The sequence below is a fragment of the Pseudomonas sp. H2_D02 genome (genome assembly GCF_054677635.1).
On record NZ_CP162816.1, the window covers coordinates 3,187,993 to 3,213,232 of the forward strand.

The window sequence follows — 25,240 nt, forward strand, 5'->3', positions numbered from 1 at the left end:
GACGGGACTATTCTTTTGTCGTGGATACAGTTCGTTATTTTCAAGAAGTACCGTGTGGCGACACGCTGATTTACCTGGCCTGCCCATTCGGGCAGCTACCCACAAAGAGCCCGGTTTGTTGTACTGGCGGAATAATTTTCGTCAGGAGGTAGTTATGCTGACCGCGGTAACAGGGACTGTTAGCGATCTTTTGCCAGGAATGGAAGCTGCACTGGCTAAATATAGATACCAAGTATTCGTTAAAGAGTTAGGCTGGCCTTTGGCTTGTGAAAAAGGAATTGAATTAGACGCCTTTGATCGTTCTGACACAGTGTATGTACTGGCCTGTGATGACAATCAGGAGATCTTCGGTTGTGCTCGATTGATTCCCACGCATCGGCCTTATCTGCTGGGGGATGTTTTCCCATATTTGATGGGAAGCAATCCGCTGCCTTCGTCGCCGCAGATATGGGAACTTTCCCGGTTCGCCATCAGCAAGCCGAAAGGGCAAGTACTGACGGCTGAGCAAGCTTGGCGAAATACAGTGAAGCTGGTCAAGGAAGTCATCGACGTCGCACGTTCGAAAGGCGCGTTTCGGCTGATTGCCTTTACAGCCGTGGGCAACGAGCGTCTGTTGACGCGGATGGGCGTCAACACCCGAAGGATTTCTGCGCCACGGCTTATCGACAATAAAAGTGTCGTGCCTTTCTGGATCGAAATCGACGACGAAACCACCAGCGCTTTGTCTCAGGCCGCCTAGTCATCATCGCGAATCATGGTTGGAATAATTGATGAGTAGAGTATCGGGCTTGGCGGCGTGCGACTGGGATGCCCTGGTACGCCTGGATGCACGTATTTCGGCCGTGGGGCGCTCTCGGCAACAACTTGAGCAGCGGGTCACCACGGCCTGCACCTACTCGGCGACCGAGCACAATGTGCCGGTGGCGTGGAGGGATGAAGAGGGCGAGGTCGTCGCGTTCTGCATCGTGCATTTCGATCGGCAAGACACGGTCAATGGCTTGGGCAACGCGTATTTCTCCACGCTGATGGCCTTGCCGCTGGCGAGCATGCTGAAACAGCTGTTGGGCAGTTGTGTCGAGTACATAAACGACACGGGGTTGTTGCCCGGACAGGTGACGGAGCTGGTGGGGCCTCTCCACAGTTCGTTCCTCGTTGAGCGCGGTTTGCGAACATTCGAGTCGGACTTCAATGTGTTTTCGTTGCCGTCCAACAGCCCTGAGCTAGCTGACGCCTTTATCGAGGCCGGCTGCGAAAAGGCAAAGGACCTGATTGAAATTGTCTTCGAGCCCCCAGCCGAGGGCTACCAACAGCACGACCTGGAAGAAAAACTGACCCGGCGCTTGGCGGGTATTCAGTTTCATCGTTATGACCAGGACGAGTTGGTCGCCAAGAGTCAAGCGTTGGCCGACTGCTACAACCGCGCATGGCAACGGAACTGGGGTTTCAGTCCTTCTACCGCCGGGCAATTTGAAGTGGCGGCTCGCAACATCAAGGACATGTCGGCACTGATTGCCGAACAGGACGGCGAAATCCTTGGCTTCACCATGTTTGCTCCGGCAATGAACGAGCAGGGGTTATATGGCCGCGCGTTCTTTACCGGGGTGGCTCCGGAATATCGGAAGAAAGGCCTCTCGGTTGCGCTGACATTGAAATTGTCCGCCATCGCCTTGCATCAGGTGGGCCGCAGCAAAATCAGTGTGTCCTGGATGCTCGAGGATAACGTCATGGTGCTTCGAACGATGCGCCACCTCACCCGCGATGGCATTTGCACCGAAAGGGTCTATCGCATTTTTAGATACACCGCATCGGTTAAGTGAGAGTTTTATGCGTATTGATGACGTCGCGTTCAAATCGAAAGAGTTGGGTTTCTACACGTACTTCCCTCAAGTGCGCTCGGCGTGCGGCCGGGACATGACGCTGTTGGATGGCCGGACGATGCTGAATTTTGCATCGTGCGATTACCTGGGGCTTTCCAATCACCCGCGCATGAAAGAGTCGGCCATTTCCGCCATCCAGAAGTACGGCTCGAACATTGGCGGACCCATGATTTTCAGCGGTTTCACCGAGTACCACGAGCGTTTGCAGCAGCGCTACAGCGAGCTGTATACCGGGCGCACCGCGTTGATGTTCACCACCTCTTACCAGGCGAACTTCGGCGTTATTCCGTTGGCGGCTGAGCGCGCCGACCTGATCCTGCTCGACAAGCTGTCCCACGTTTCCATCTGGGACGGAGTGAAGTTATCGGGCAGCCCCTTCAGGGCCTACAGTCATGCCAACATCGAAATGTTGGAGCAATTGGTCCTGCTGAACCTGGACAAGAAAATCCTGATCGTGACCGACGGGGTGTTCTCGGCGGACGGCGACGTCGCCAATCTCGAGAAAATCACCCGCTTGAAGCAACTCCATCCGGCGCTGGAAATCTACATCGACGACGCGCACGGCGTTGGCATGCTGGGCAACAGCGGCCAAGGTGCCTGCGAAGCGGCCGGGGTGCTCTCGGACATCGACTACATTGTCGGCACCATGAGCAAGGCGTTCGGCTCATCGGGCGGCTTCGTGGTGTTCAAGGACGAGGTGTTCGCGGAAAAAGTCAGGTTCCGATGCCCGACCTACAATGCTTCGCGCTCGGTTTCGCCAGGCGTTGCCTCGGCGTCCTGCACCGCGTTGGAGATCAATGCCACGGAAGGAAGCATGCGCCGGGCCGGGCTCGCTGAACTCACTCGCTACACCCATGAGCAAATCGACGCGCTCGGTGTCGACAAGCTTTATTCGAAAACAGCGGTGATTCCGGTGGTGTTCAAGGACCCGATGGAAGCTGCACGGGTCAACGCCGGGTTGGTTGGGAAAGGGATCATGGGGTCGTTGTTCGTGCCGCCGTTCGTGCCGAAACACCAGTCCAGGATCAGGTTGTGCCTGACTTACAACCACACCCAGAGCGATGTGGACTATTGCATCGATGCGCTGCGCCAGATCATTTGAACGGACGAAAAACGAAATGATTCAAGTGGGGTCGGCGCTGTTAAGTATCGTTCTTTTCTACTTCATGCTGTGCAAGGGATTGGGGCTGCTGGTCATCAACCGAGGGGTGCGTGTCAATTACACGAGGAAGGTCGGGCACTTTGCGATGTTCATGCTGCCCAGTCTGTTTTTTGCGTTGTTCAATATCCAGGACACCCATGAACGGCTGCTGCTCTCGGCGCTGTCCACCGCCATCCTGTTCTTTGCCATGTGTGGCTGGTCACGCCGTCGGTCGCTGACCGCGCAACAAATGTTCGCCAGTATTGACCGGCCAGAAGACGCACCGAACACGCTGTCCTGGTTGGTGAGCCAGACGGTCGCGGGCTTGTTGGTGTTGTGGGTGACGCAATATATCTGGCTGGCCATCGGCGTCCCGCTGGAACTGCTCTACATCACGATCCTGGCGACGACGTTTGGTGACGGCCTGGCGGAGCCTGTCGGTATCAGGTTTGGAAAACACGAATATACGACCAAAGGTTTTTTTGTCGACAAGACATTCAAAAGGACCCTGGAAGGCTCGGCCACCGTGTTTGTGATGTCGATGCTGTTTTGCGTGTTGTTCAAGGATTACTTCGCAGTGCATCAGTTCGTATTGCTGTGCGCCGTTTTTCCTCTCGCGCTGACCCTGACCGAAGCGAAGTCCCCTCACACGTGGGATACGCCGTTCTTGTTCATGGTCGGCAATGCCATTATCACTGGTGCCTATTTACTGTGATTTATCTGATACGCCACGCCACCCCCCTGATCGACTACGGACGCTGCGGTGCTGTCTCGGCCAAAGTGCTGCTGGATGAGTACAACCAGACTTCGTCGATCGACGAGACCGAAATTGCCGATTTCCTGAGTCGTGCGGAGTTGTCCGGGCCGTTGATGACGCCAGGGCTGAACATCATTTCATCGCCGATCAACCGAGCCTATGCCACGGCCTGCCGGCTGTTCGATGCCGGACGTATCCGGCAAGACAACCGATTGAAGGAATTCGACCTGCGGCTGGGTCGCGTGCCTTTGTTGAAGATGGGCTTGAGGCAATGGTTCGCCTTGCATCGCGTGCTCTGGCTGATGGGGATTTCGTTGGGGGCCGCATCCCGAAGATCGGAACACCTGCGTGCCGTGGAGGTGGCCGATGAGCTTTATACCGCCTGCACCAGGACCGGGGAGACCACGGTCGTGGTCTCCCACGGCATGTTCTTGAGGACCGTGCGCAAGACGCTGCAAAAACAGGGCATGCAGTTCCGTACGGTGTATCGCTCGGGGTGTTTTACGGTTGAGGCTTTAGCGCCTGGAAAAGGATGACTGACAGGTGAAGAAGGTACTGCTTTTAGGCGCCAGTGGTTTTATCGGGCAGGGTGTCTACGAAATCCTCAGGCAGGAACAAGACCTGCGGGTTACCCGCCATTCGCGTTCGCCAAAGGCGGGTTTTGCGGTGTGCGAGGTCGGCTCTGGGGCGTTTATCGAACTGGTCAAAGATCACGATTTCATTGTCAATTGCACGGGCATCGGCCTCAGTCGCCTGGGGCCGAGCCGTGCCAATAACGAGACACTGACCCAACAGATAATGGCGTCCATCCGAGTCGGCCCGCTCGATAAGAAAAACCTGTTCCACCTGAGCAGCGTCAAGGCCTATAACCCGGAGAAAAGGCGGGACGCGTACGCGGACGACAAATGGGCGGCCGAGCAGGTTATTCGTGCCAATGACCACAAAGTGCAGGGCGTGATCCTACGGGTGCCGACGGTACTGGGCCGCCACGATAAAAACCTGCTGCCGATGATTTCGATGTGCAAATTGAAGTTACTGCCATTGGTCACCAGCGAACTTCCAGCCTTGCACGTCATTGGCGTGGAGAGCATTGCCCGATCCATCCGCCAATGGCTCTCACGTCCTCCCGAACGGACTTTGCAAACCTGCTATCTGCTGAGCGACGACACAGTTACCTATAACGATCTGGTCGACGAGGTGTACCGCCGGCTCCAGGGCGCCGAAGGCCGGGCGAGGCTACGCACGGTAAAGGTGCGCACACTGTTCAGGATCTACAAGGTGCTGTCTTTCGTCGATGCCTTCAGGCGCCAGCGCAAGTTGTTTCCCTGGGCGCGCTTCAATGACTTGTTCGTATACCCCTGGCGGGTCGAAAAGGATGTGAGAGTGATCATGACTCGTTCAACGTTATCGGTATTGGTGGGGGCTTATTTTGAAAACGTTCAGGATTGATGTCGCCGCGAGTTTGCTGGTGCCGGTCGCATGCGCCTCTTGGGTGCTGCATGTCTGCACGGGGTTTGCGTTGTTCCAGTCAGTCGTCATGGCCGCCATCCTGCTCGCCGCAGAGTTTTATTTCCTGCGCGAAACCGACAGCGGCAGCCAATTCGACAAAGGCCTGAAAAGTGGCTTCATGGTGTCGTGCGCCATCGCGATCGTCATGCTGCTGCAGTTACTGACGCGCAGCGATGCGATGCTGCAATTGGCCGGATCGCTGCTGATCCTGTGCGGCATCGGCCTTCGAGCCCATGGAAAGATCATATTGGGACGGCACTTTTCCCATTCGCTGCGGGTGCTGGATGACCATGAGTTGATCCGCGCGGGCGCCTTCCGCTACATCCGCCACCCAGCCTATTTCGGCACGCTGCTCATTGTGACCGGATTCAGCTTGTACGCCAGCGTATACGCGGCGGCGATCATCTTCGCCGTTGCACTGGCCTTGATTCTTAAACGGGTCGACGGCGAAGAGAAAATGTTGGTCGGTTTTTTTGGCCAATCCTACGTTCGTTATCAGGTCGACAGCTTCAAGGTCATTCCTTTCATTATTTGATTGCGTCATTCCAGGAGGTCTCATGACTCACGTTCACGAAGCAAAAATCAAGGAAATCGTTTCCCGGGTCTTGGGGGTCAACGCCGAAGAAATCCAGAACCACAAGGACTTCATCGAAGCTTATGGCGCCGACTCGATGTCGGGAATAGAAATCCTCGCCTACATCGAAGGTGCATTCCAGGTGCGGGTCGATGAAACCTACATCCCCAGGATCACCAGTGTGGATTCGATACTCTCGTTTATCGACAAGACCCTTGAGGCTGAGTGTGCATGAACAGCTCCGGTAAGGGCACAAGGGTGGTGGTGACGGGCCTGGGGCCGGTCAGTCCGATCGGGGTCGGAAAAGAGGCCTTTTTCCATGCTTTGAAAACAGGGGTGAACGGCACCGTGCCGCTGTCGAAAATCGACACGCAGCGCTTCGAAAGAAAGTACGGCTGCGAGGTGAAAGGCACCATCGCTGAATGGGTCGCTGATTTCGATGCGTTCGCCGAATCGGGTACGCCGAGTCATTTTGCCCTGGCCGCCACCGGGCTCGCCCTTGCCGATGCCGGGATCGAGCGGGCAGCGATTGCTGGCAAGCGGGTCAATTGTTACTTCGGCACGACTTATGGTGAATCCAACCTGATCGACGACATGGTCACGGCCATGGCGCAGTCCCAACCAGGCCTGCATGCTTCGCTGGGGCGCACGTTTGCCTCCGAGATCAGCCGAGACGTGGCCAGATCGATAGGTTCCACCGGCGAGGCCGTGACGATTGGCAATGCCTGCTCGGCCAGTAATGCTGCGTTGATCTTCGGCTACGAGGCCATCCAGGCGGGTGACTGCGAGCTGGCCATCTGCGGTGGGAGCGATGCAGTGTACAAGGCCACCTTCGCGACCTTCCATCGCCTGGGCAGCATGACCGACAAGGACTGCACGCCGTTCAACGCCGGCCGCAAGGGTGTCCTGACCTCCGAAGGCGGCAGCGCGCTGGTGCTTGAAAGTTACGAACGGGCCATTCGCCGTGGAGCACACATTTATGCAGAAGTGCTGGGCTTCGCGATGAATTGCGATGCGGACCACATGGTGAGGCTCAATCATCACAGCGTTGGCGACTGCATGAAGGCGGCACTTGCAAACGCCTGCGTCCCGCCCGGGACGGTGGGTTATATCTGTGCCCACGGCACCGGTACGGCAGCCAATGACAGTAACGAGTACAAGGCCATCGAGGCGGTCTTTGGCCATTCACCGCCACCGGTCAGTTCGATCAAGTCCATGATGGGGCATAGCATGGGCGCGGCGGCGGGTTTCGGTGCCATCGCCTGCATGCTTGCCCTCAGCGAAGGGTTGCCGCCGACGATCAACGTGAGCGAGCAGGATCCTGAAATACCCATCGACGTGGTTTGCGAGGGTTTCAGGGCCGGAAAAGTCGACGTGGTCATCAACAATGCCTTCGCTTTTGGCGGAAATAATTCAATCCTGGTATTCGGTAATCCCAAATGAGCAATGACGCTATCGTTGCACTGGCCGTAAACGATTGGGTCATGTTGCGGATGCCCGGCGCATTCGAGCAAGGGGGCACGGAGTTGCATCATGGGCTGGCGCCCCGGTGGGACCTGACGGCGGGCGAACTGGTGCCTAGCCGGGAGTTGAAGAACTTCGATCGACAGTCCCTGTTGCTGTTGGCGGCGATGTCGTTGATCGAGGATGCCAACCAGGGCGAATCCCTGGCGCGTGCGGCCGTCATTGGTGGCACGTCCAACGGTTCGATCGATACCGTCATCCAGTTGATCAAGGAGTCGAACGAAAGTCGTTTTGCATTCCAGGTCAATCCGGCACAGATCCCCAACACCGTCATAAATTCCTCGGTGGGGCAGTTGGCGATCAAATACGGCATCAAGGGTGCCAACGTTTCGCTCTGCGCCAAGGAACTGAGCTTCTACAGCGCGATGGTGCAAGGGCTGCGATTCGCCAGGCGCGGGGACTGCGAGCGGATCTACGCGACAGCCATGGAAACCTTCAGCGGCGAATTCGGTACTCTTTATGCCGACAGCCATGGGCTGGACGCGGCAGAACGAATCGATACCGCCGCGATTTTCAGTCTCCGAACCTGTTCCGATCCGCAAACGCCGGGGCCGGTGGTCAGGTCCTGCGTGACCGGGCGCTTGTTCCCCACGAGCGGGGCCAGCCTGGGCGACCTGATACTCACGTTCGTGGCAGGCAATGGGGTGGCGCTTGATAGACTCGGTCAGGTCAGCGTGTCGGTAGCGGAATCGTGGCGGGCCGCCCTGGACGATCTCGGCCAGGCATTCGGGGAAAAACTCGCTGTCCTGCAACGGGCAAAAGCATTGAGCCTGTCCCTGGTCGGAGCCTACCAACTCGCCGACTTGGCGCAATCGGTCAAGGCCGGCGATGTTGGGGTAATGGCGTGTGTCGATGAGGAAGGCTTCTATGGCATCGCATTGGTGGGGTGTAGCGAAGCCCAGGCCGGTGCTGCCAAGGGTTCAAGGGATTCAAGCAAGGTGGGTGACGTATGATTCTGGTAGTGAGATGGCTGTTGGTCGGGCTGTTCATCGTCCTGAGCTTTCCATTTTTATGTGTGTTCATGTTGATCAATCCGAAGAAGAACCGGAACCTGCACGTCGCCTGCCGCGCCTATTCGGTGATCAATCGAATATTTCTGGTTCGTGTCGCTGTCAGGGGCTTCAACACGATTGCCGAGGGCAAGCCGTATATCTACGTGGTCAACCATCAATGCAACTATGACGTGATGATCGTTGCCGAGGCGCTCAAGCCAGGCACGGTCATTGTCGGGAAGGAATCGCTCAAGTGGTTGCCCCTGGTGGGGCAATTGTATTGGCTGACCGGCAGCCTGTTCATTGACCGAAGCAATCCGCGGGCCTCGATCCAGAGCATGCGCAAGGTGGCCAAGAATGTCGCGGCCAACAATACGTCCCTCTGGATTTTCCCTGAAGGCACCCGGAACAACGGCGGGAACTTGTTACCTTTCAAGAGCGGCGCGTTCCGGCTCGCCAAGGACATGGGGGTGGGGATCGTTCCCGTGACGATCTGCTCCGCTGTCAGAGACGTTGCCTACAATTCATTGCGCTCCACTGACGTCAGCATCGTCGCCCACCCGCCCATCGAGGCGGATGTCGTGGCAAGCATGAATAGCAAGGACTTGGCGAGCCACACGCGCGAGATCATCAGCAACATGATCCCAATCGTTTGAGCCAGAAGCTCACACGGCATCCTTTCCAGGCACGGTGTGCGGGTCGTTCCGTCGCTCGGCCACCAGCAGCAACGACTGCGGCGGCGGGCAGATCCTTTATCATCGCTGGAAGGGCGGCGGGTGTTGAATCACAGCGTTTGCCCAAAAGCGGACGCTGAGCGCCACGTATTTACCTGAGGCCTATTGCGCGAGTAGAATGCGATTAATTATCAATCATGTACTTGCCGGTATTCCGATGCGCAGCGATGAAACACTAGGTACTGCAGATCTAGGGCTGCTCTATCGCACCCACCACTCGTGGTTACAAGGTTGGCTGATCCGACGCATTGGATGTCGCGATAACGCAGCAGATTTGGCGCAGGACACCTTTGTACGTCTGCTCAAATCCCGTCAGTCCAGCCCCTTGCGTGAACCACGCGCCTATTTGAGCAGTATCGCCCGCGGACTGATGATTGATCAGTATCGTCGTCGCGAACTCGAACGTGCCTACTTGGAAAGCATCACGTTGCTGCCTCAACACGAGGTTCCCTCGGAAGAGCGCCGACTGCTGATTCTTGATGCGCTTGAGCGCATAGACCGCATGCTCGATATGCTTAAGCCGAGAGTTCGCCAAGCGTTTTTATTTGCCCGGCTCGACGGTTTGACCTGCGCGCAAATAGCCGAAAAGCTGGGTGTTTCCAGTGCGACGGTGGAACGCGACCTGGCCATAGCCCTGCAACACTGCTATCGCTTGCGTTATGTCGAGGCGTGAGTCGCAGGCGCTGGATCCGGCCGTTGTCGACCAGGCGATCCACTGGCAAGTGCGCCTTCGCTTCAATCAACCCGATGAGCAAACACAGCGCACTTTTGAGCACTGGCTGCAGCAGCGCCCAGAGCACGTGTTGGCGTGGCAGCGTGTGGATACGCTTGGGGATGAATTTGCAGGCGTGCCAGCTCAACTGGCCCGGCAAACCCTTAATGGTACCCGTCATGGAATGCGGCGGCGGGAAAGCCTGAAGTTACTGGGTCTATTGGCTACTGTCAGCACGGCAGCCTGGCTCGGCCGGGACTATACACCCGTACCCGCCATGCTTGCGCAGCAGCGCAGCAGTACCGGCGAGCAACGACGCTTCCAACTCGATGATGGCAGCCTTATCCAGCTCAATAGCGATAGCGCCGTCGACAGCGATTTCGACGCCCAGCGACGCCTGATAATCCTTCGACGTGGTGAAATCATCGTGAATGTCGGCGCGGATCAACACTCGCCTCGAGCACGACCGTTCTGGGTGCAATCACGTAACGGGATCATGCGCGCTCAGAGTTCCCGCTTTCTGGCACGCGAGCTTGACGATGGCACTCTGGTCGCGGCTCGGGAAGGATCAGTCACGGTGTTCCCCGGCTCCAGTCAGAGTCCTGCGAGCCGCAGCGTCCAGGCTGGAAATCAGCTGCTGTTCACATCAAGCGGCACCCGAATGTTCAGGGACAACGGCCTTGATCTATGGAGTTGGGGTGACGGGGTGATCAGTGCGCGCAATATGCGCCTCGATGATTTCATCGCGGAGTTGTCGCGTTATCGCCCCGGAGTACTGCGCTGCGCCGAAGAAGTCGCTGATCGTCGCGTTTCCGGCACCTTCCAGCTCGCCGACAACGACCAGGTGCTGGCATTGATCGCGCAGTCATTGCACTTGCACATTGATTATCGAACCCGTTATTGGGTGACCGTGACCGCTGCCACCTGAACCCATCCAAACTTTGTATCAGCTGAAAAATAATGAGGTAGTTTCTCATTCTCGTTCGACCTCTAAGGAAGGCCGGAATACAGGCCAGTCTGCCGATGTCCTTTCTTGGAGCGAGAAAATGAGTTCGTCCCCTGTTTCACAGCGCCATCCATTAAATCGTGCCTTGCAAGGTGTGATTTTGGGTTTGATCGTTAGCAGCTATGCATTGCCGTCGCTGGCGCAAACGTCAAGCGCTGACCACAACAATCAAGCCAAACAGTGGAACATCGCTGCCGGCCCACTGGCGCCGCACGCTTGACCGCTTTGCGCGCGAGGCTGGCATCAGTCTTTCCTTCGACGCGTCGAGTGTAGCGAACCGCAGCACTGCTGGCGTGAATGGCACGCTCGTTACGTCGGCAGCGCTGTCATCGTTGCTGCAGGGGAGCGAATTGCAAATCGAACAGCAAGGCCCGAATGCCTATCTACTGATCCCTCAACCAAAGCCCGCCGGCCCGCTGGAGCTCGACGCAACGGACGTCGAGGAATACCGCCTTGCACCTCTCATCATCAATGCCAAGGTCAGGGTCAGTGCCGATGACGATGCCAACTCGGTGGTCGCCAAGGAGCTCTGGGTTGGCGGCAAGGTGGCAACCAGCATTCTCAATACACCGGCATCGGTGTCGGTTGTTACCAACAAGGAAATGGAGCAACGCAGCGTCAGCACCACGGAAGAGGCGCTGCAATACACGCCGGGCGTGGTCAGTGACTTCTATGGTACGGATGACCGCAACGACTATTTCCAGATCCGGGGTTTCCAGGCCACCACCTACCGTGACGGCTTGACCCTGAGTTCGATGCGCGGCGTACGCGAAGATCCATTCGCTTATGAACGCATAGAGATTCTGCGTGGCGCCAACTCCACGCTGTTTGGCCCAGCGGACCCGGGCGGTTCGGTGAATTTCGTGACCAAACAGCCGCGTTTCGAGCAGTTTGGCCAAGGCTATGTGACCTACGGTTCGTTTGACCATGTCGAGACAGGCATCGATGTGGGGGATGCGCTGAACGACGAGAAAACCTTGGCTGGCCGTTTTACTGCCAAAGGCCAAAACAGCGACCGCGAGTACGATCACTCACAGGACGACAACCGGTTGGTGATGGGTGGCCTCACCTGGGCACCGACGGATTACACGTCAGCCACCGTAATTCTGGACTATCTGAAAACTGAAAGTTCACCCAACAGTGGCGGCTATCCGCTGGACAAGGAATACGACCGCAGCAAGTTTTATGGTGAGCCCAGCTACAACTTCCATGATGTCGAGCGCACCAGCCTCAGCGGTAACGTCACCCATGATTTCGACAACGGCTTCGTCCTGCGCAGCAATCTGCGCTACAGCAAATTGACCGATGATTTTGGCTACGTTTACCTCAGCGACAGCGCCGCACGTGTCGGTACTGCCGTCGACCGGTATCTGTTTGGAACGGACACTGAGGCCGACCAGTTCAACGGCAATCTGATGCTGCAATACGATGCCCGCTTCGAGAACATCGACAGCAGCAGCCTGGTGGGCGTGGAGTACCTCGATTCGACCACCAAGGAAAGCTCGGTCTACGCCCTGACGACCCCGATTGATATTGCAAATCCGGTGTTTACTGGCGTTTCACGCTCAATTGCGCCGTATGCCGTCAACAAGCGAGACGCGACCACCAAGGCCTTATTCCTTCAGCAAAACCTGTCGTTCTACGAGCGTTTCATCGTCACCGCGGGTATGCGCAACGATTCGATGGACCTGACCAGCAAAGGCTTGCAATCGACTGAGAAAGACAACTTCTCCGAAACCTCCTACCGAGGTGCGTTGACCTATATCGTCAACGATGAGGTGTCCACCTATGTGAGCATGGTGGAATCCGTCTCACCGCCTCAGGTTGGCGTAACACCGCAGACGGGCACGCAGTACGAAGTGGGCGTGAAGTACGCGCCGATGGGGATGGACGCACTGTTCTCCGCAGCTGTTTATGACTTGACCCAGGAAAACGTCACCATCGCCGTGGTGCTGCCGAGCGGCATCATCGAGCAACAGACGGTGGGCGAATCGCGGGCGCGTGGCCTCGACCTGGAGGCCAAGGCGCAGGTGACACAGAACCTCAGCCTGATCGGTGGCTATTCCTATATGGAGTCCGAGGTACTGCGCGGTTCGTTGTACGACGGCAGCTCGCTGAAGGGTAATGAGTTCTCCACGGCACCCAAGCATTCCGCTTCGCTCTGGAGCTATTACGACGTGCCGGGCACTGATGTCAGCGTTGGCTTGGGTGCGCGCTACGTCGGCTCTTATTACTTCGATGCAGCCAACTCCGGCAAAAGCGATGGCACCACGCTGTTCGACGCCGCCTTCAACTATGAGATCGCCAAGGGCACCGACCTTGCGGTGAACGTCAGCAATCTGCTGGATGAGCAGCACGTGGTCGGTTCCGGCACAGCGAACTTCTACAACCCGGGTCGCGAAATTACCGCCAAAGTGAGTTACAGCTGGTAAGCAGGTTCCCATCTATAAGAAGCAGTGCCCGATATATTTCGGGCACTGTCATCACCCCCACAGTTGTCCTCCGCGCCGCAGATTAACGTTCTCCAAGGCGCGAATTTACTTCAACGCAGCTACCACGGCATCGAAGAATACCATCGGGTCGATCGGCTCTTTGTCAACCGGCTTGGGCTGGGCACCAAAGGTGACAATTACCACGTTATTGGCAGGGTTGATATAGATGTTCTGGCCCTGGATACCGACCGCCGAATAGGCGCCGTCTTTCACCGATGGCTCGGTCCACGCCGTCCACCACATGTAACCGTAGTCCAGGGACTTACCGCCTTTGAGTGTGGTCGGCAGCGTTGCTTCCTTGACCCAGCCTTCAGGCAGAATCGATGTGCCATTGATCTTGCCGCCGTTCATGAAAAACAGCCCGAAGCGTCCATAATCGCGTAGCGTGGCGCTGATGCCGCTGCCACCGATTTCCACCCCGTCAGGCGAATCGAGCCACCACCGGGCATCACTCTCCATACCGAACGGCTGCCAGATCTTCTGCGATAGATAATCGGCCAGCGGCATCTTCACAGCGCCACGGACGATCTCGCCGAGCACCTGCGTTTCGCCAGTGCTGTAAGTGTTGGCCGTGCCGGGCTCGGCAGCTCTCGGCAAACTTGCCATCAAAGCCATGGCCGAACGCGGTTTCTGCGATATCTGCGCCTTGAGTAGCGCGCGACGATCGGACGCCGGATCGGTGTAGGTCTCGTTCCACTTTACGCCCGAAGACATCATCAGCACGTCGCGCACGGTCACGCCTTCGTAGGCGCTGCCCTTGAGCTCGGGAACGTAATCCACCACCTGCGCATCAATGCCCTTGATGAGGCCGTCCTTGATCGCTGCAGCCGCCAGTGTGGAGGTGATGGACTTGGCTATCGACATCGACATCCATCGGGTTTTCTCGGTGTTGCCACGCTGATAGGTCTCGAACACGATCTTGCCGTCCTTGAGCACGAGCATTGCTGTGATGCTGTCCAGTGCGACGAAGTCGTACAGGTCGTACTTTTTGTCCCCGACAGTGAAGCGAACGTTGGGCAACTGTTTGTCTGATTTCGGCAGTGCATACGGGTGATCGCCGGCTTTGATCCTGTGGGTGGGGAACAGCCGGTCGATGTTGCGGTAGGTACTGACCGCCAGATCGGGGAGCATGGCGCCGTCATAGATCTGCTCCACGGTGCCAATCGGTTCCTGGGCGTGGGGATAATCCTCAGCCCCTGCGCCCGAGGTGATAGCCGCAGCGAGCAGACCCAGTGAGAGAAGCAGGGAGCGACCAGGCGCAGTCGCACGAAAAATAGCGGATGAGTGCATAACCTATCCTTCTTTCTGTTTTGCTATTCACGCACGTCAAGACGAGCGGCCGCTTGAACCATAGCCCACTCATTGGGATCGCGCCCGAGCGCTGGGCCACCTTCAGCTGCGGTCCAGCGGGCTTCTGGATCTGTCAGCGGTAGGGGCTTCGGCAGCGTTTAGGCAGAGCCTTTCCATTGGGTGTCTCGCTGGTGGGGCTGCCAACGGCGGCCTGGGGGGGACCTGGTGGAATTATCTGGCGGCCGTTACGAAGTCGCCGCCATGCAGGGTGAGGCACGTGAGGTTTATTTCCTCGAGTTTGCCCGCCAGATACAGACCGTCGCCAAAATGCCCGTGATGTCCGGTAAGAGTGCTAATTACCTATTCCGCAACAGCACATAAGCTTCACCGCCGTTTCGGTCATGTTGAAGAATAAAGTTGTTGTCCTGGATACGCACCTTCGATGGCACACGATCTGCTACCGGCGTTTGCGAGTAAGTCTGCGCGGCACTCAGTAGTTGGCGGGTCAGGCTGTCGTCGGGTTGCTTCGGGGTGGTGACGACGCATTCCTTTTCGGAAAGTTGCACAGCGAGGTTTTTGTCCGCGGTGAAGCCGATGCGCGTGAAGCCCATGTCCTGGAGGTCGTTGATGCCGAACCGCTTGGCCGCTTCAGCAGAGCCGGCGAATGAGGGGGCGGTCTTCAGACAGATGTCGACGAAGGCTTCGATGGCCTTGGAGGTGACAGGCGTCGATACGGTTGGCTTTGCAGTGGTGCAGCTGACGAGGGCTAACACGCTGGACAAGGCGAGTGTGCGGAACAAAGTATTGGACATGAAACGGGGATCCTTCCAGTTGAAATTCGGAGTGCAGGAGTGGGCTGGGCGGCGCCGGAGCAGACCGCCTGCGAATGGTAAATTAAAATGGATTACGGGGCTTAGGACTTTGTGAACCCCAACGCTTGCTGGCAATGGCTCGCGCTGTGAACCGGTGTGCACTCAGGTCAGCCTGACGGCGGTCGAGCAGATTGCATAACAGCGATAAGCAATAGCTTCTCGATTTTCGTAAATGCTAACCGGCCGCTTTTGGCTTGGGAGCTGCCTGTCGCCTCGGTCATCAACGAGCGACTCTGAGTCGGTCAGGGCTGCGGCCTTGAATTTAACGATAGAACCCCTTCCAGTCAGACGAGTCTGTTCCTGTATTACTTTCGGGAAAACAGCCAATGTCAGCGCGCCATAGCCTTATTGTCCTTGCACGCGGAGGGTACGCTGCTCGAGGAGTGATTTACCTGATCATCGGTATCTTTGCATTGCTTGCGGCACAAGATTCGACAAAGCCGAAAGACAGTCAAAAAAGCCTGGAAGCCCTATTAGGCCAGCCGTTTGGCTATTTTTTAGTGGGAATCGTCGTGGCGGGTCTGCTCGCATTTGCGGCATGGCGTGTTCTGCAAGCTACGCGTGATGTCGACCATCACGGCAAACATCTCAAGGGTCTGATAATTCGCACCGGTCTGTTTGCGGGAGGTTTGGTCAATGGTGCCCTGGCATTTTTTGCGCTAGGCCTACTTGTAAGCGGAATAGGTAGCTCGGGCAACTCAGGGGAACACACCAAAGACTGGTTGGCGCATCTATTGTCCTGGCAGCATTCCAACGTATTGGTGTATCTGATTGCTGTTATTCCGCTTGGCGTTGGAATCGCTCACATTATCAAGGGATGGAAGGCATCGTTTGAGAAGTATTTCGAGGCCGATGAAGACGTCATGCGGTATGTCCGCCCAGTGTCTCGGTTTGGCCTGATTGCACGTGGCGTCGTCTTTATAGAGATTGCATTGCTGTTGGCCCTTAGTGGCTCTGCCTACCAAGCCATGAATCCACCCGGTATGAAGGAAGCCCTTGAGGCGCTCCAGAATTTACCAGCTGGGTGGCTGGTTTTGATGGTAATGGCCTTCGGATTGATTGCTTTCTCGGCTTACAGCTTCTCTGAAGCCTTCTGGCGGAAGATAAATATGGAAGTACCCTTTGGCGTATAGGCATGTCCAAGGCATCAATGGTGTTCGGCCCCGCTCGGGGCCTCGGCATCACTCGGTTTTCGCCGCCATCAACGCGTTCAATTCGCCGTATGTATGGGCTTTCAAGGCGAGGGTGTCGAGTTGGCCGTTGTCGAGGAAGCTGCTGACCAACGCGCCCATGGCGCCATGCAAAAATTCGGCGATGCTGGAACCTGCGCTGAGCCGTCGGACACCCAGGCGCTTCAGTTCGTCGGGGGAGGGCAACCCGTCCCGTGACAGCAGGTTCACTGGCAGCCTGGTTTCCTGGCAGACGGTGGCGATTTCGTCCGCATCGATCACGCCGGCGGCAAACAGACCATCTGCCCCGGCGGCGGCATACAGCGCGGCGCGTTTCAGTAGTTCTTCCAGGCGCTGTTCGGCGGGGAAAAGGTTCTTGAGGTAAACGTCGGTCCGTACGTTGACGAACAGCTTGACGCCCGCCCGGTCTGCCACCGTCCTCGCCACGTCAACCTTGCGAACTAGCAGCTCTGGCGAGCCCAGGCCGTCTTCGATATTGATCCCGACCGCTCCGGCGGCAATGACGGCATTGATCACCTGGCCGACCTGCTTCAGATCATCCGAGTAGCCGCCTTCGATATCCACTGTGAGCGGTACGCTGAGCACCCTGGCCATCGATTTGACGGTGGTACTCAGCAGGTCAAGAGGCAGCTTGTTGCCATCCTGATACCCGTGGGACCAGGCCATGGCCGCGCTGCTGGTGGCTACGGCCTTGCCACCCAGGCGTTCGACCATACGCGCACCACCCGCGTCGGCCACATTGGCCAGAACCAACAGTCCATTCTGGTGGAGGCTGTGAAAAGCGTTATCCAGTGGGGCCATGGCAATTCAACTCCTTTGAAGGGTTTGTTTTATTGCTGCTCTGTCCACACGGCCAGTTCATAGCCATCTGGATCCGTGAAGTGGAACCTGCTGCCACCCGGGAAAGAAAATACCTCCCGGGTTAAAACAGCGCCCAGGGCTATGAGCCGCCGTTGTGTTTCAGCGAGGTTGTCGGCGTACAAAATGATTAAAGGCCCACCCGGTCGAACGGGCTCGCCTGTAGTGAAACCACCGGTGAGGCGGCCGTCAGTGAATTCAGTGTAGGTGGGGCCATAGTCGACGAAGGTCCAACCGAATGCGCTGCCGTAGAAGGCTTTGCTACGGGCGATGTCGCCTACATTAAGCTCGATATTGTCGATTTGTCGGTCTTTGCCGCGAACGCTCATGCTTGCCTCCCTGGCCGATGCTTAGGGTGGCGAGTGTAACGTAAGCGCTTGCACTGTTCGCGCATTGGGGCCTGTTAAGGCGCTTTTAGCTTGTCGGCGAATAGGGGTAGGGGGTATACCTATCGTGCGCAACGCATAGCAGAGGTATCCAATGGGTCATATCGCAGCAAACAAAGACGATCTTCTCAAGCGCGTGAAACGTATCGCCGGACAGATCCAGGCCGTTGAGCGGGCCTTGGAGTCGGATCTCGATTGCGCCAAGACACTTCACCTCGTGGCCGCCACTCGTGGCGCCCTCAACGGTCTGATGGAAGAAATCATCGAAGACCACGCACGGGAGCATGTCGCTAACCCTGCGCTCAGCGAAGCGCAGCGCAACAAAGGCGTCGAAGAGCTGCTCGAAGCCATTCGCCGTTATTCCAAGTGAACGCATCCAGGTACACCCCCATGAGCGGCTCCCACCTCAACTACACCCACCACCACATGTTCCTTGGCTCGGCGCACGACGAAAACGCCAAGCGTACGCTTTGGGTCGTGGCACTGACCGTCGTGATGATGATTGGCGAAATAATCGCCGGCTATATCACAGGGTCGATGGCCTTATTGGCCGATGGTTTTCATATGGCAACCCATGCCGATGCGCATTGGGCATCACGGCCGCCGCTTACGGATATGCAAAACGCCACGCGTCCAGTCAGCGATACAGTTTTGGTACCGGGAAGGTTGGCGACTTGGGCGGGTTTGCCTCGGCGTTGATACTCGGCATGGTCTCCCTGGGGATTGGCGTTGAGTCTGTCATGCGTCTCTTGCAGCCAACAGACGTCCAGTTCGGCTCTGCGACGCTCATTGCGATTGTCGGTTTGATCGTCAACATTATCAGCGCACTGCTGCTGGGCCACGGACATAGCCATGGGCACGATCACAGTGATCATGACCATCACCACCACGGGCACGACAATAATCTGAAATCGGCCTATTTCCATGTCATCGCAGACGCGCTGACGTCGGTGCTGGCCATCGTTGCACTGCTCGCCGGCCGCTATCTCGGTTGGGTGTGGCTGGACCCGGTCATTGGGATCGTCGGCGCCCTCGTTATCGCGCGTTGGGCATGGTCGTTGATGGGCGTCACCGCGGCTGTATTGCTGGACCAGACAGATGCCCACATTGCCGAGGAAATCCGCGAGCTGGTGGAGAAGAATGGGGATGCCACCATTACGGACTTGCACGTGTGGCAGATTGGACCGCAAGCCCATGCGGCCATTGTCAGCGTAATGGGTGACAACACGGTGGACGCCGATAGCATTCGTGAACGTCTCAAGCCGGTTCACGAAGTCAGCCATCTGACCGTCGAATATCGTCCCGTCTGACCCAACGCTCCAAGGCGTTTTCCGAGGCTCATGATGAAAACCACTGACAGGCCGGGCGGTGTTCCAACGACTGCGCCAATCCGCAAGGCTTCGACCGGCAATGCCTGGCGCACCATGCCAGGCGGTATCTGGGCACTGGGCTTCGTCTCGATGTTGATGGATATTTCCTCGGAGATGATCCATGCCTTATTGCCGCTCTACATGATCACAGTGCTGGGTACCTCCGTCCTGGCGGTGGGTCTCATCGAAGGAATCGCCGAGGCTACAGCCTCGATCACCAAGGTATTCTCCGGGGCTCTCAGTGATCGATTGGGCAAGCGCAAACTGCTTGCGGCGCTGGGTTACGGATTGGGGGCGCTGTCGAAACCGATCTTTCCTTTGGCAGGCTCGCTGGACTGGCTGACCGGTGCCCGCTTTATCGATCGTATTGGCAAAGGGATCCGCGGTGCCCCGCGTGATGCATTAGTCGCCGACATCACTCCGCCAGCGATAAGAGGGGCAGCTTTCGGCCTGCGCCAGACGCTGGATACCGTGGGTGCGTTCCTGGGGCCGCTGCTTGCGATTGGCTTGATGTGGCTGACGGCGAACCACTTCCAGACGGTTTTTTGGGTGGCCGTCATCCCGGCCTTCCTTGCCGTCGCGGTGTTGCTTCTGTTTGTCCATGAGCCCGCACAGGCGCCAGGAGCGCAACGGGTGCGTATGCCCTTGAGTCGACGGGAGTTGGCACGACTGGGCGCCGGCTATTGGTGGGTGGTGGGTGTAGCTGCGGTGTTCACCCTGGCACGCTTCAGCGAAGCCTTCCTGATCCTGCGAGGCCACGCCGTTGGACTGGCGCCGATGTGGGCACCTGCAGTGCTGGTCTTGATGGCCGTGGCGTACTTGCTGTCAGCCTATCCAGCTGGCGCACTGTCTGATCGTATCAACCGCCTGTCGGTGCTCGGCACAGGGCTGATATTGCTGATCATCGCCGACCTGACACTGGCATTCGTTCCGGGCATCACCGGCCTGGCTGCAGGAGTGGTTCTATGGGGACTGCACATGGGGTTTACCCAGGGAATATTCGCTGCCTTGATCGCCGATTGCGCGCCTATTGAGCTGCGTGGCACGGCATTTGGCATGTTCAATCTGTTGACTGGGTTGACCTTGCTGGTGGCAAGCGTCACTGCGGGTGTTCTGTGGGACTCGGTGGGTTACCAGGCTACTTTCGTGATGGGAGCCGGCTTTGCCGTGCTGACTTTTCTGGGGCTATGGGTAATAAAAAAGAAAGTTCAGGTTCGGTAGCCAGAATTCTGCAGTAACGCTATTTCAATCGGATGCGTTATTTCTTTTTAGACGCCAGCGCTATATAGCGGTGCCACGGAAAGTCAACTAGCGTGTAACGGCTGAACTCAAGGATGCCTCTGCATGACTACGCTTCGCGCGCCCGCACTCGGTCCCATCGTGGGACACACGACCCATCGTTCGTGCCGGTTGTGGATTGCCGCCTCGGATTGTCTCGATCGAAAAGAACTGGATGAAGAGGTCCGCTCCATTGGTGTACTCGGTGTCGTAGGAAAAAACGGCAAGGTAAAGCCGGGGGATATCTTCTATTTTCGCTTGCCCCGCGAATACGACCGTACCGGCACTTTGAATCTCGGTGTAGACAAGTCCCTCTGGAAAAATGCGGCGGAGGAAAAGAAACTGCAGCCTTACACGCTCGATCCCGCCACCACCTACACCGTGCGCATGGCGTCGCTGAATCAGGATGACGCTTATCCCAATGACAGCAATGTAACCAGCGAGGAAATTGCGTCCAAGCTCCCAGACGCGTCCGTGTGGGCGGACAAGTTGAATCTCGAAAATGGTTTGGGTGAAGCGTTTGCCGAGGCTACGTTCACCACACAGACGGCGCCAGGACAAGCCGCATCCCCACTCAGTTTCCTGCTGGGCTCGTGCCGATATCCAGGTTTGCTATGGAAGCGCAAGGAAGCCGACCGCATCTTTCGCCCCATGCTCCAGCAGCATGAGGCAAGGCCGGTCAACCTGTCACTCATGGCCGGGGATCAGGTCTATGCGGACATGTTCAATCGCATGGTGCCCATCGGCCTGGCGGATACCTACGAAGAGTTCCAGGAGCGCTACCATATTGCGTTCGGGTCGCGGAACATGCGCAAGCTGCTGAGTCGCGTGCCAACCTACATGATCCTGGATGACCACGAAATCGAGGACAACTGGTCACAGGATCGCCTGCACCAGAGCAACAGCAAACGGATACTCTTCAACCTGGCCATTGGTGCCTACATGAGTTACCAGTGGAGCCACGGCCCGCGTTTCACCGACAGCTACGTCAATGATCCGGCGTACGGGGCGCCAGCCTCGCTCAAGCGGATGCGCACGCTGAACCTGTTCTACGACTTCGTTTGCGCCGGCTACCCATTCTTTGTCCTCGACACCCGCACCCAGCGTTTTCTCGCCGACCTGCCGGGGTTGGCCGACAATCACCTGCTGGGCCGGCCCTCGCTTGATCCCAACGAGCCGAGCCAACTGGACCGGGTATGCGCGTGGCTGATGCACATGCAGCAAACCCGCGGCAACGTGCCGAAGTTCATCGTGACGTCCAGCGTCTTCCTGCCAAACGGCGTGGATACCTTGCTCAGCGACGAGCACAAGGAGAAGGATGATTCGTGGCCGTGTTTTCCCAACACGCGTCGGCGGATTCTGCAGACGATGGTAGACGGAAACGTGCAGAACGTGATTTTCCTCTCCGGTGACATCCATTGCTCCAGCGTGGCGCAACTGGAATTCTCGGGCCCTGCCGCGGCGCTCAAGGCTTACTCCATAGTCTCCTCCGCATTTTATTGGCCGTTTGCTTTTGCCGATGGCGACCCCGCTGGCTACGTCCACGATTCACGCGCTGCGAATACCCAGGATGGCTTCGCCATCAGTCCGGCCCAGGGCACCTTGCACTACAGGGCGTGGGGTTTCTCCCAGGATGACAACTTCTGCCGGATCGACGTGGACCCGGTGGCGGCGGAACTGGCCGTGCAAGCCTTCGACGGGGATGGAGAGCCGATTGCACGAAGCCATGGGGACGGTCAGATACGCAAGATGCCGGAGAGATTGAAGCTGGCGCCTTGGTGATGCGGCGTACATCGTGACCGAGTGGTTGCGATGCTGCGCCATGACCGCCGGGCATCCCCCGGCGTTTATGAACGGATCAACGAAACTCGAGTGCTGGATGTTTGAACGGCCGCCCAGCGGGAGAGCACGCACGGCCAACGAATGCATGATGTGTCCTTGTTGAATATTCCCCCACCCAGGCGCTATGGTCGGGCTTAATGCGCACGTCGGTCACGGGTTGGCGCTGCAGATTTCTGACCGTGATCCAAAGAGACGATAAGTCCAGCGTGTTCAATAGTGGCGTTAGGAATATTTTTAATGGCGAGTTCCAATTCACCCCAGTCGATGCAAGATTTCAGTCAAAACTTGCGTCTTCTCTGCGGGTACTACAAATCGGTGGCGATGGTGTGCCGCTCCCTCGATATCAACCGCCAGCAGTTCAACAAATACCTGGGGGCGCAGGCGACTCCCTCACTGTTCACCCTTCGCAAGATATGCGCCTTTTTCGGGGTCGATGAGGATGAGATATTCTCCGAGCACGATTCCTTCCGCGCTTTGCTCAACCGGCAGCGCACGTCGCGAGAGCCGGACAGTGCTGTACCCACCGATTTTTTTCCAAGCTCCGCGCAGGAGCTGTCGAAGTACCAGGGTTACTACTTCGTCTATTTGATGTCGCCCTCCGGTTCAGGGGAGGTGATCAAGTCGATTACCCGCTTGACTCGTTCTGGCAACAAAATCCTGAGTAAAACGTACGAGCGAGTGAGGTTGGGTGATGACCAACTGAAGAGTTTCGGCATCAATAAATATCGGGGGTTCTGCTTTGCATCATCGGACCTGATTTACATCGTCGAGCGCGAATACCTATCCTCCCGGGGCTATATCTGGTCAGCGCTTTACCCTTCCTACCGCAGTCGCTTCCGCTTTCTCAATGGCTTGGTGCTTGGCGTGTCGGGCGACAATTTTCGACGTCCTTTCGGTGCGCAGATTGTGTTTGAGTACCTTGGCGAGTCGATCGACCTGCGTAACGCGCTGTCCAGTTGCAGTTGCTTCCCGATTGATGCCCCTGAGATTCCCAGCGAAGTCAGGGCGCGGCTGCTGATCCGCCCATCCGAGGGTGAGTTCAACCTTGTTCCCCCCTTGTTCTAACCCCGCCTTAAAAACAGACGCTAGGTGACGCTTTCAAGCGTCACCGGGCTTTTTTTCTTAGCGTTCGCGAAATTGAGCTGACGGTACGGCAGATCAATAATGGGCCACACCGCTCAGGCAGTCTCGCGACGACCAATCACGTCGTTTATTCCGGTCGGATGATTGTCTGTTCGTGCAAGTGGCCCGCTGCGCCCATCATAAAAATAAGAGGAACACCGATGAACTTCAAAAGAACCTTGATGGCAGGGTTGATGGCGCTCTCCGTTTCTGCGCCGTTGACCAGTGGCTTGGTGTGTGCGGCAAACAATACCTTGGTAGTCGCTGATCGAGCCTCTTTCAAGGATTGGGATCCAGCCTCGGCTTTTTCCGAAGAGGTTCGGGTGCTGGGCAATATCTACGAGACACTTCTGGTCTATAACGCGCCAGGCAGCGCCGAGGAGTTTTCCCCCGGGCTCGCCACGTCCTGGGAAAGCAGCGACAACGGCAAGACTTGGACTTTCAAACTGCGGCATGGGGTCAAATTTCATGACGGTTCGGCGTTCAATGCCGCTGCGGTCAAGAAGTCCATTGATTACGTCAAAGCGCTAAAACAAGGCGCCGCGTATGTATGGAAGGCCTTGGATTCCGTGGAGGTCGTCGCTGACGACACGGTAGTGCTCAAGTTTCAGAGTCCCACTCCGGCCAATCTGATCGCAGCAGGTCAATACGCTGCCTACATCATTGCCCCGGCGGCGGTGGATAAAGGGCACGACTGGATGATGGCCCCCAATGCCATCGGCACCGGTCCTTATAAGCTTGGGCAGGTCGAACAGGGCCAGCAAGTGGTGCTCGAACGTTTCGAGGGTTACTGGGGCGGCTGGAAAGAAGGGCAGTTCGATCGGGTCATCGTGAAAGTCGTGTCCGAAGCTTCTACCCGTACCCAGATGATCAAGAATGGCGAGGCCGGTGTCGCCTGGGATATCCCGCTTGATCAGCTCAAGGTGTTGGGAGAGAACCCCGCCATCAAGGTGAGCACCGCGCCTTCGTGGAAGAACTTCCAATTCTTGATCAATACCCAGAAGTACCCTACGGATAACCTGGCATTCCGTCAGGCGCTGCAATACCTCTGGGATTATGAAGGTGTCACCAACGATATTCTGCACGGCTACGGCAGTGTCCCCAAGGGGCCCTTGCCCAGCAGTATCTGGGGGCATGCCAGCGTGCCCATGGCTTCTTACGATCTGGATAAAGCCCGACAATTGTTGGAAGCCTCCGGTGTACCCAAGCAGGACTGGAAAGTCTCGATGCAGTACATCGGTGGCGTCTATGCAAACGCGGCTGAACTGTTCCAGGCGACGGCGTCTCAGGTTGGGGTAGAAGTAGAGTTACGCCCCGGCGAGTGGGGGGTGATCTGGGATAAGGCGAAGAAGCTGGACACCGCTCCCAACTTGCAGTCCATGGCTTGGTGGCCGACGTATCCGACGCCCAGCGACTGGCTTTTCAGTGAGTTTCATACCGAAAAGACAACGCTGTTCAATCTGTCTCATTACAGCAACCCAAGTTTTGATCAGTTGATCGAAGAGGCGGCGGCGCTGGAAGGCAGTGACAGGACAAAATCCTCTGAAAAGTACGTCCAGGCCCAGCAGCTACTGGCCAAGGACGCTCCTGCGATCTGGTACGCCGACGTGCAGCAGATACGTGTCTCCCGCAAAGACATCAAGGGTATGGAAAAAAGCCTTAATCCGGCCTATGAGGCCATTCTCTATTACAACTTGAATCGCTGAATGCCGAG

The 25,240-nt window shown here is 57.1% G+C and carries 23 protein-coding genes and 3 pseudogenes; 22 read left to right on the plus strand and 4 right to left on the minus strand.

Annotated features, from left to right (window positions below):
- The first annotated feature begins 154 nt into the window (after positions 1-154).
- The 14 genes and pseudogenes from AB4N42_RS14865 (at position 155) to AB4N42_RS14930 (ending at position 13,258) form a co-directional block, all read left to right on the plus strand.
- Positions 155-739 carry an acyl-homoserine-lactone synthase gene (locus AB4N42_RS14865; RefSeq protein WP_460114895.1) on the plus strand — a complete coding sequence of 195 codons (585 nt, stop codon included), beginning with the start codon at positions 155-157 and terminating at the stop codon, positions 737-739.
- Positions 740-770: 31 nt separating this feature from the next.
- Positions 771-1,817 carry an N-acetyltransferase family protein gene (locus tag AB4N42_RS14870; RefSeq protein ID WP_460114896.1) on the plus strand — a complete coding sequence of 349 codons (1,047 nt, stop codon included), beginning with the start codon at positions 771-773 and terminating at the stop codon, positions 1,815-1,817.
- Positions 1,818-1,824: 7 nt separating this feature from the next.
- Positions 1,825-2,979 carry an aminotransferase class I/II-fold pyridoxal phosphate-dependent enzyme gene (locus AB4N42_RS14875; RefSeq protein ID WP_030141813.1) on the plus strand — a complete coding sequence of 385 codons (1,155 nt, stop codon included), beginning with the start codon at positions 1,825-1,827 and terminating at the stop codon, positions 2,977-2,979.
- Between the two features lie 16 nt (positions 2,980-2,995).
- Entirely contained in the window at positions 2,996-3,733 is a 738-nt protein-coding gene (locus tag AB4N42_RS14880) for a diacylglycerol/polyprenol kinase family protein (protein ID WP_198795752.1), read from the plus strand.
- On the plus strand, positions 3,730-4,311 hold the full coding sequence (locus AB4N42_RS14885; protein ID WP_030141811.1) for a histidine phosphatase family protein: 582 nt from the start codon (positions 3,730-3,732) through the stop codon (positions 4,309-4,311). The genes AB4N42_RS14880 and AB4N42_RS14885 overlap by 4 nt, the downstream gene beginning before the upstream one ends.
- A 7-nt stretch (positions 4,312-4,318) precedes the next feature.
- Complete coding sequence (locus AB4N42_RS14890; RefSeq protein WP_030141810.1) at positions 4,319-5,224, plus strand: NAD-dependent epimerase/dehydratase family protein; 906 nt, start codon at positions 4,319-4,321, stop codon at positions 5,222-5,224.
- Between the two features lie 19 nt (positions 5,225-5,243).
- Positions 5,244-5,819, plus strand: a complete 576-nt coding sequence (locus AB4N42_RS14895; RefSeq protein ID WP_460116395.1) for a methyltransferase family protein — start codon at positions 5,244-5,246, stop codon at positions 5,817-5,819.
- A 22-nt stretch (positions 5,820-5,841) separates the two neighbouring features.
- Positions 5,842-6,093 (plus strand): acyl carrier protein, encoded by a 252-nt coding sequence (locus AB4N42_RS14900; protein WP_460114897.1) that lies wholly within the window; start codon positions 5,842-5,844, stop codon positions 6,091-6,093.
- On the plus strand, positions 6,090-7,301 hold the full coding sequence (locus AB4N42_RS14905; protein ID WP_030141807.1) for a beta-ketoacyl-[acyl-carrier-protein] synthase family protein: 1,212 nt from the start codon (positions 6,090-6,092) through the stop codon (positions 7,299-7,301). The genes AB4N42_RS14900 and AB4N42_RS14905 overlap by 4 nt, the downstream gene beginning before the upstream one ends.
- Positions 7,298-8,335, plus strand: coding sequence for a beta-ketoacyl synthase N-terminal-like domain-containing protein (locus AB4N42_RS14910; protein WP_217859805.1), 1,038 nt, complete (start codon positions 7,298-7,300; stop codon positions 8,333-8,335). The genes AB4N42_RS14905 and AB4N42_RS14910 overlap by 4 nt, the downstream gene beginning before the upstream one ends.
- Positions 8,332-9,030, plus strand: coding sequence for a lysophospholipid acyltransferase family protein (locus AB4N42_RS14915; protein WP_051066039.1), 699 nt, complete (start codon positions 8,332-8,334; stop codon positions 9,028-9,030). The genes AB4N42_RS14910 and AB4N42_RS14915 overlap by 4 nt, the downstream gene beginning before the upstream one ends.
- A 235-nt stretch (positions 9,031-9,265) precedes the next feature.
- Positions 9,266-9,781 (plus strand): sigma-70 family RNA polymerase sigma factor, encoded by a 516-nt coding sequence (locus AB4N42_RS14920; protein ID WP_030141804.1) that lies wholly within the window; start codon positions 9,266-9,268, stop codon positions 9,779-9,781.
- On the plus strand, positions 9,768-10,748 hold the full coding sequence (locus AB4N42_RS14925; RefSeq protein WP_030141803.1) for a FecR domain-containing protein: 981 nt from the start codon (positions 9,768-9,770) through the stop codon (positions 10,746-10,748). The genes AB4N42_RS14920 and AB4N42_RS14925 overlap by 14 nt, the downstream gene beginning before the upstream one ends.
- 118 nt (positions 10,749-10,866) lie before the next feature.
- Positions 10,867-13,258: pseudogene (locus AB4N42_RS14930) on the plus strand (TonB-dependent siderophore receptor).
- A 105-nt stretch (positions 13,259-13,363) separates the two neighbouring features.
- Here AB4N42_RS14930 and AB4N42_RS14935 read toward each other — a convergent pair.
- The gene (locus AB4N42_RS14935; protein WP_460114898.1) at positions 13,364-14,608 is read right to left on the minus strand and encodes a serine hydrolase domain-containing protein; all 1,245 of its coding nucleotides are present in this window, start codon (positions 14,606-14,608) and stop codon (positions 13,364-13,366) included.
- Between the two features lie 213 nt (positions 14,609-14,821).
- Here AB4N42_RS14935 and AB4N42_RS14940 point away from each other — a divergent pair.
- Positions 14,822-14,947, plus strand: a pseudogene (locus AB4N42_RS14940) (2,4-dienoyl-CoA reductase); the annotation flags it as partial.
- A gap of 17 nt (positions 14,948-14,964) precedes the next feature.
- Here AB4N42_RS14940 and AB4N42_RS14945 read toward each other — a convergent pair.
- Positions 14,965-15,420 (minus strand): hypothetical protein, encoded by a 456-nt coding sequence (locus AB4N42_RS14945; protein WP_030141800.1) that lies wholly within the window; start codon positions 15,418-15,420, stop codon positions 14,965-14,967.
- 386 nt (positions 15,421-15,806) lie between these two features.
- Between AB4N42_RS14945 and AB4N42_RS14950 the strand changes: the two genes are divergently transcribed.
- Complete coding sequence (locus AB4N42_RS14950; RefSeq protein WP_431145205.1) at positions 15,807-16,613, plus strand: DUF1206 domain-containing protein; 807 nt, start codon at positions 15,807-15,809, stop codon at positions 16,611-16,613.
- Between the two features lie 48 nt (positions 16,614-16,661).
- On the opposite strand, the gene AB4N42_RS14955 is transcribed toward AB4N42_RS14950, so the two are convergent.
- Positions 16,662-17,471, minus strand: coding sequence for an isocitrate lyase/PEP mutase family protein (locus AB4N42_RS14955; protein ID WP_431145206.1), 810 nt, complete (start codon positions 17,469-17,471; stop codon positions 16,662-16,664).
- A 29-nt stretch (positions 17,472-17,500) separates the two neighbouring features.
- Entirely contained in the window at positions 17,501-17,857 is a 357-nt protein-coding gene (locus AB4N42_RS14960; RefSeq protein ID WP_198795760.1) for a VOC family protein, read from the minus strand.
- A 151-nt stretch (positions 17,858-18,008) separates the two neighbouring features.
- Here AB4N42_RS14960 and AB4N42_RS14965 point away from each other — a divergent pair, with 151 nt between their 5' ends.
- The 6 genes and pseudogenes from AB4N42_RS14965 (at position 18,009) to AB4N42_RS14990 (ending at position 25,232) form a co-directional block, all read left to right on the plus strand.
- Positions 18,009-18,284 carry a metal/formaldehyde-sensitive transcriptional repressor gene (locus AB4N42_RS14965; RefSeq protein ID WP_030141796.1) on the plus strand — a complete coding sequence of 92 codons (276 nt, stop codon included), beginning with the start codon at positions 18,009-18,011 and terminating at the stop codon, positions 18,282-18,284.
- A gap of 20 nt (positions 18,285-18,304) precedes the next feature.
- Positions 18,305-19,224 (plus strand): annotated as a pseudogene (gene dmeF, locus AB4N42_RS14970) (CDF family Co(II)/Ni(II) efflux transporter DmeF).
- A 114-nt stretch (positions 19,225-19,338) separates the two neighbouring features.
- Positions 19,339-20,505, plus strand: a complete 1,167-nt coding sequence (locus AB4N42_RS14975) for an MFS transporter (protein WP_460114899.1) — start codon at positions 19,339-19,341, stop codon at positions 20,503-20,505.
- A 123-nt stretch (positions 20,506-20,628) separates the two neighbouring features.
- Positions 20,629-22,344, plus strand: a complete 1,716-nt coding sequence (locus AB4N42_RS14980) for an alkaline phosphatase D family protein (protein WP_198795763.1) — start codon at positions 20,629-20,631, stop codon at positions 22,342-22,344.
- A 297-nt stretch (positions 22,345-22,641) separates the two neighbouring features.
- A complete protein-coding gene (locus AB4N42_RS14985) occupies positions 22,642-23,469 on the plus strand; it encodes a helix-turn-helix domain-containing protein (RefSeq protein ID WP_030141789.1) in 828 nt (275 codons plus the stop codon).
- A gap of 218 nt (positions 23,470-23,687) precedes the next feature.
- Positions 23,688-25,232, plus strand: coding sequence for an ABC transporter substrate-binding protein (locus tag AB4N42_RS14990; protein ID WP_431145211.1), 1,545 nt, complete (start codon positions 23,688-23,690; stop codon positions 25,230-25,232).
- Positions 25,233-25,240: the final 8 nt, after the last annotated feature.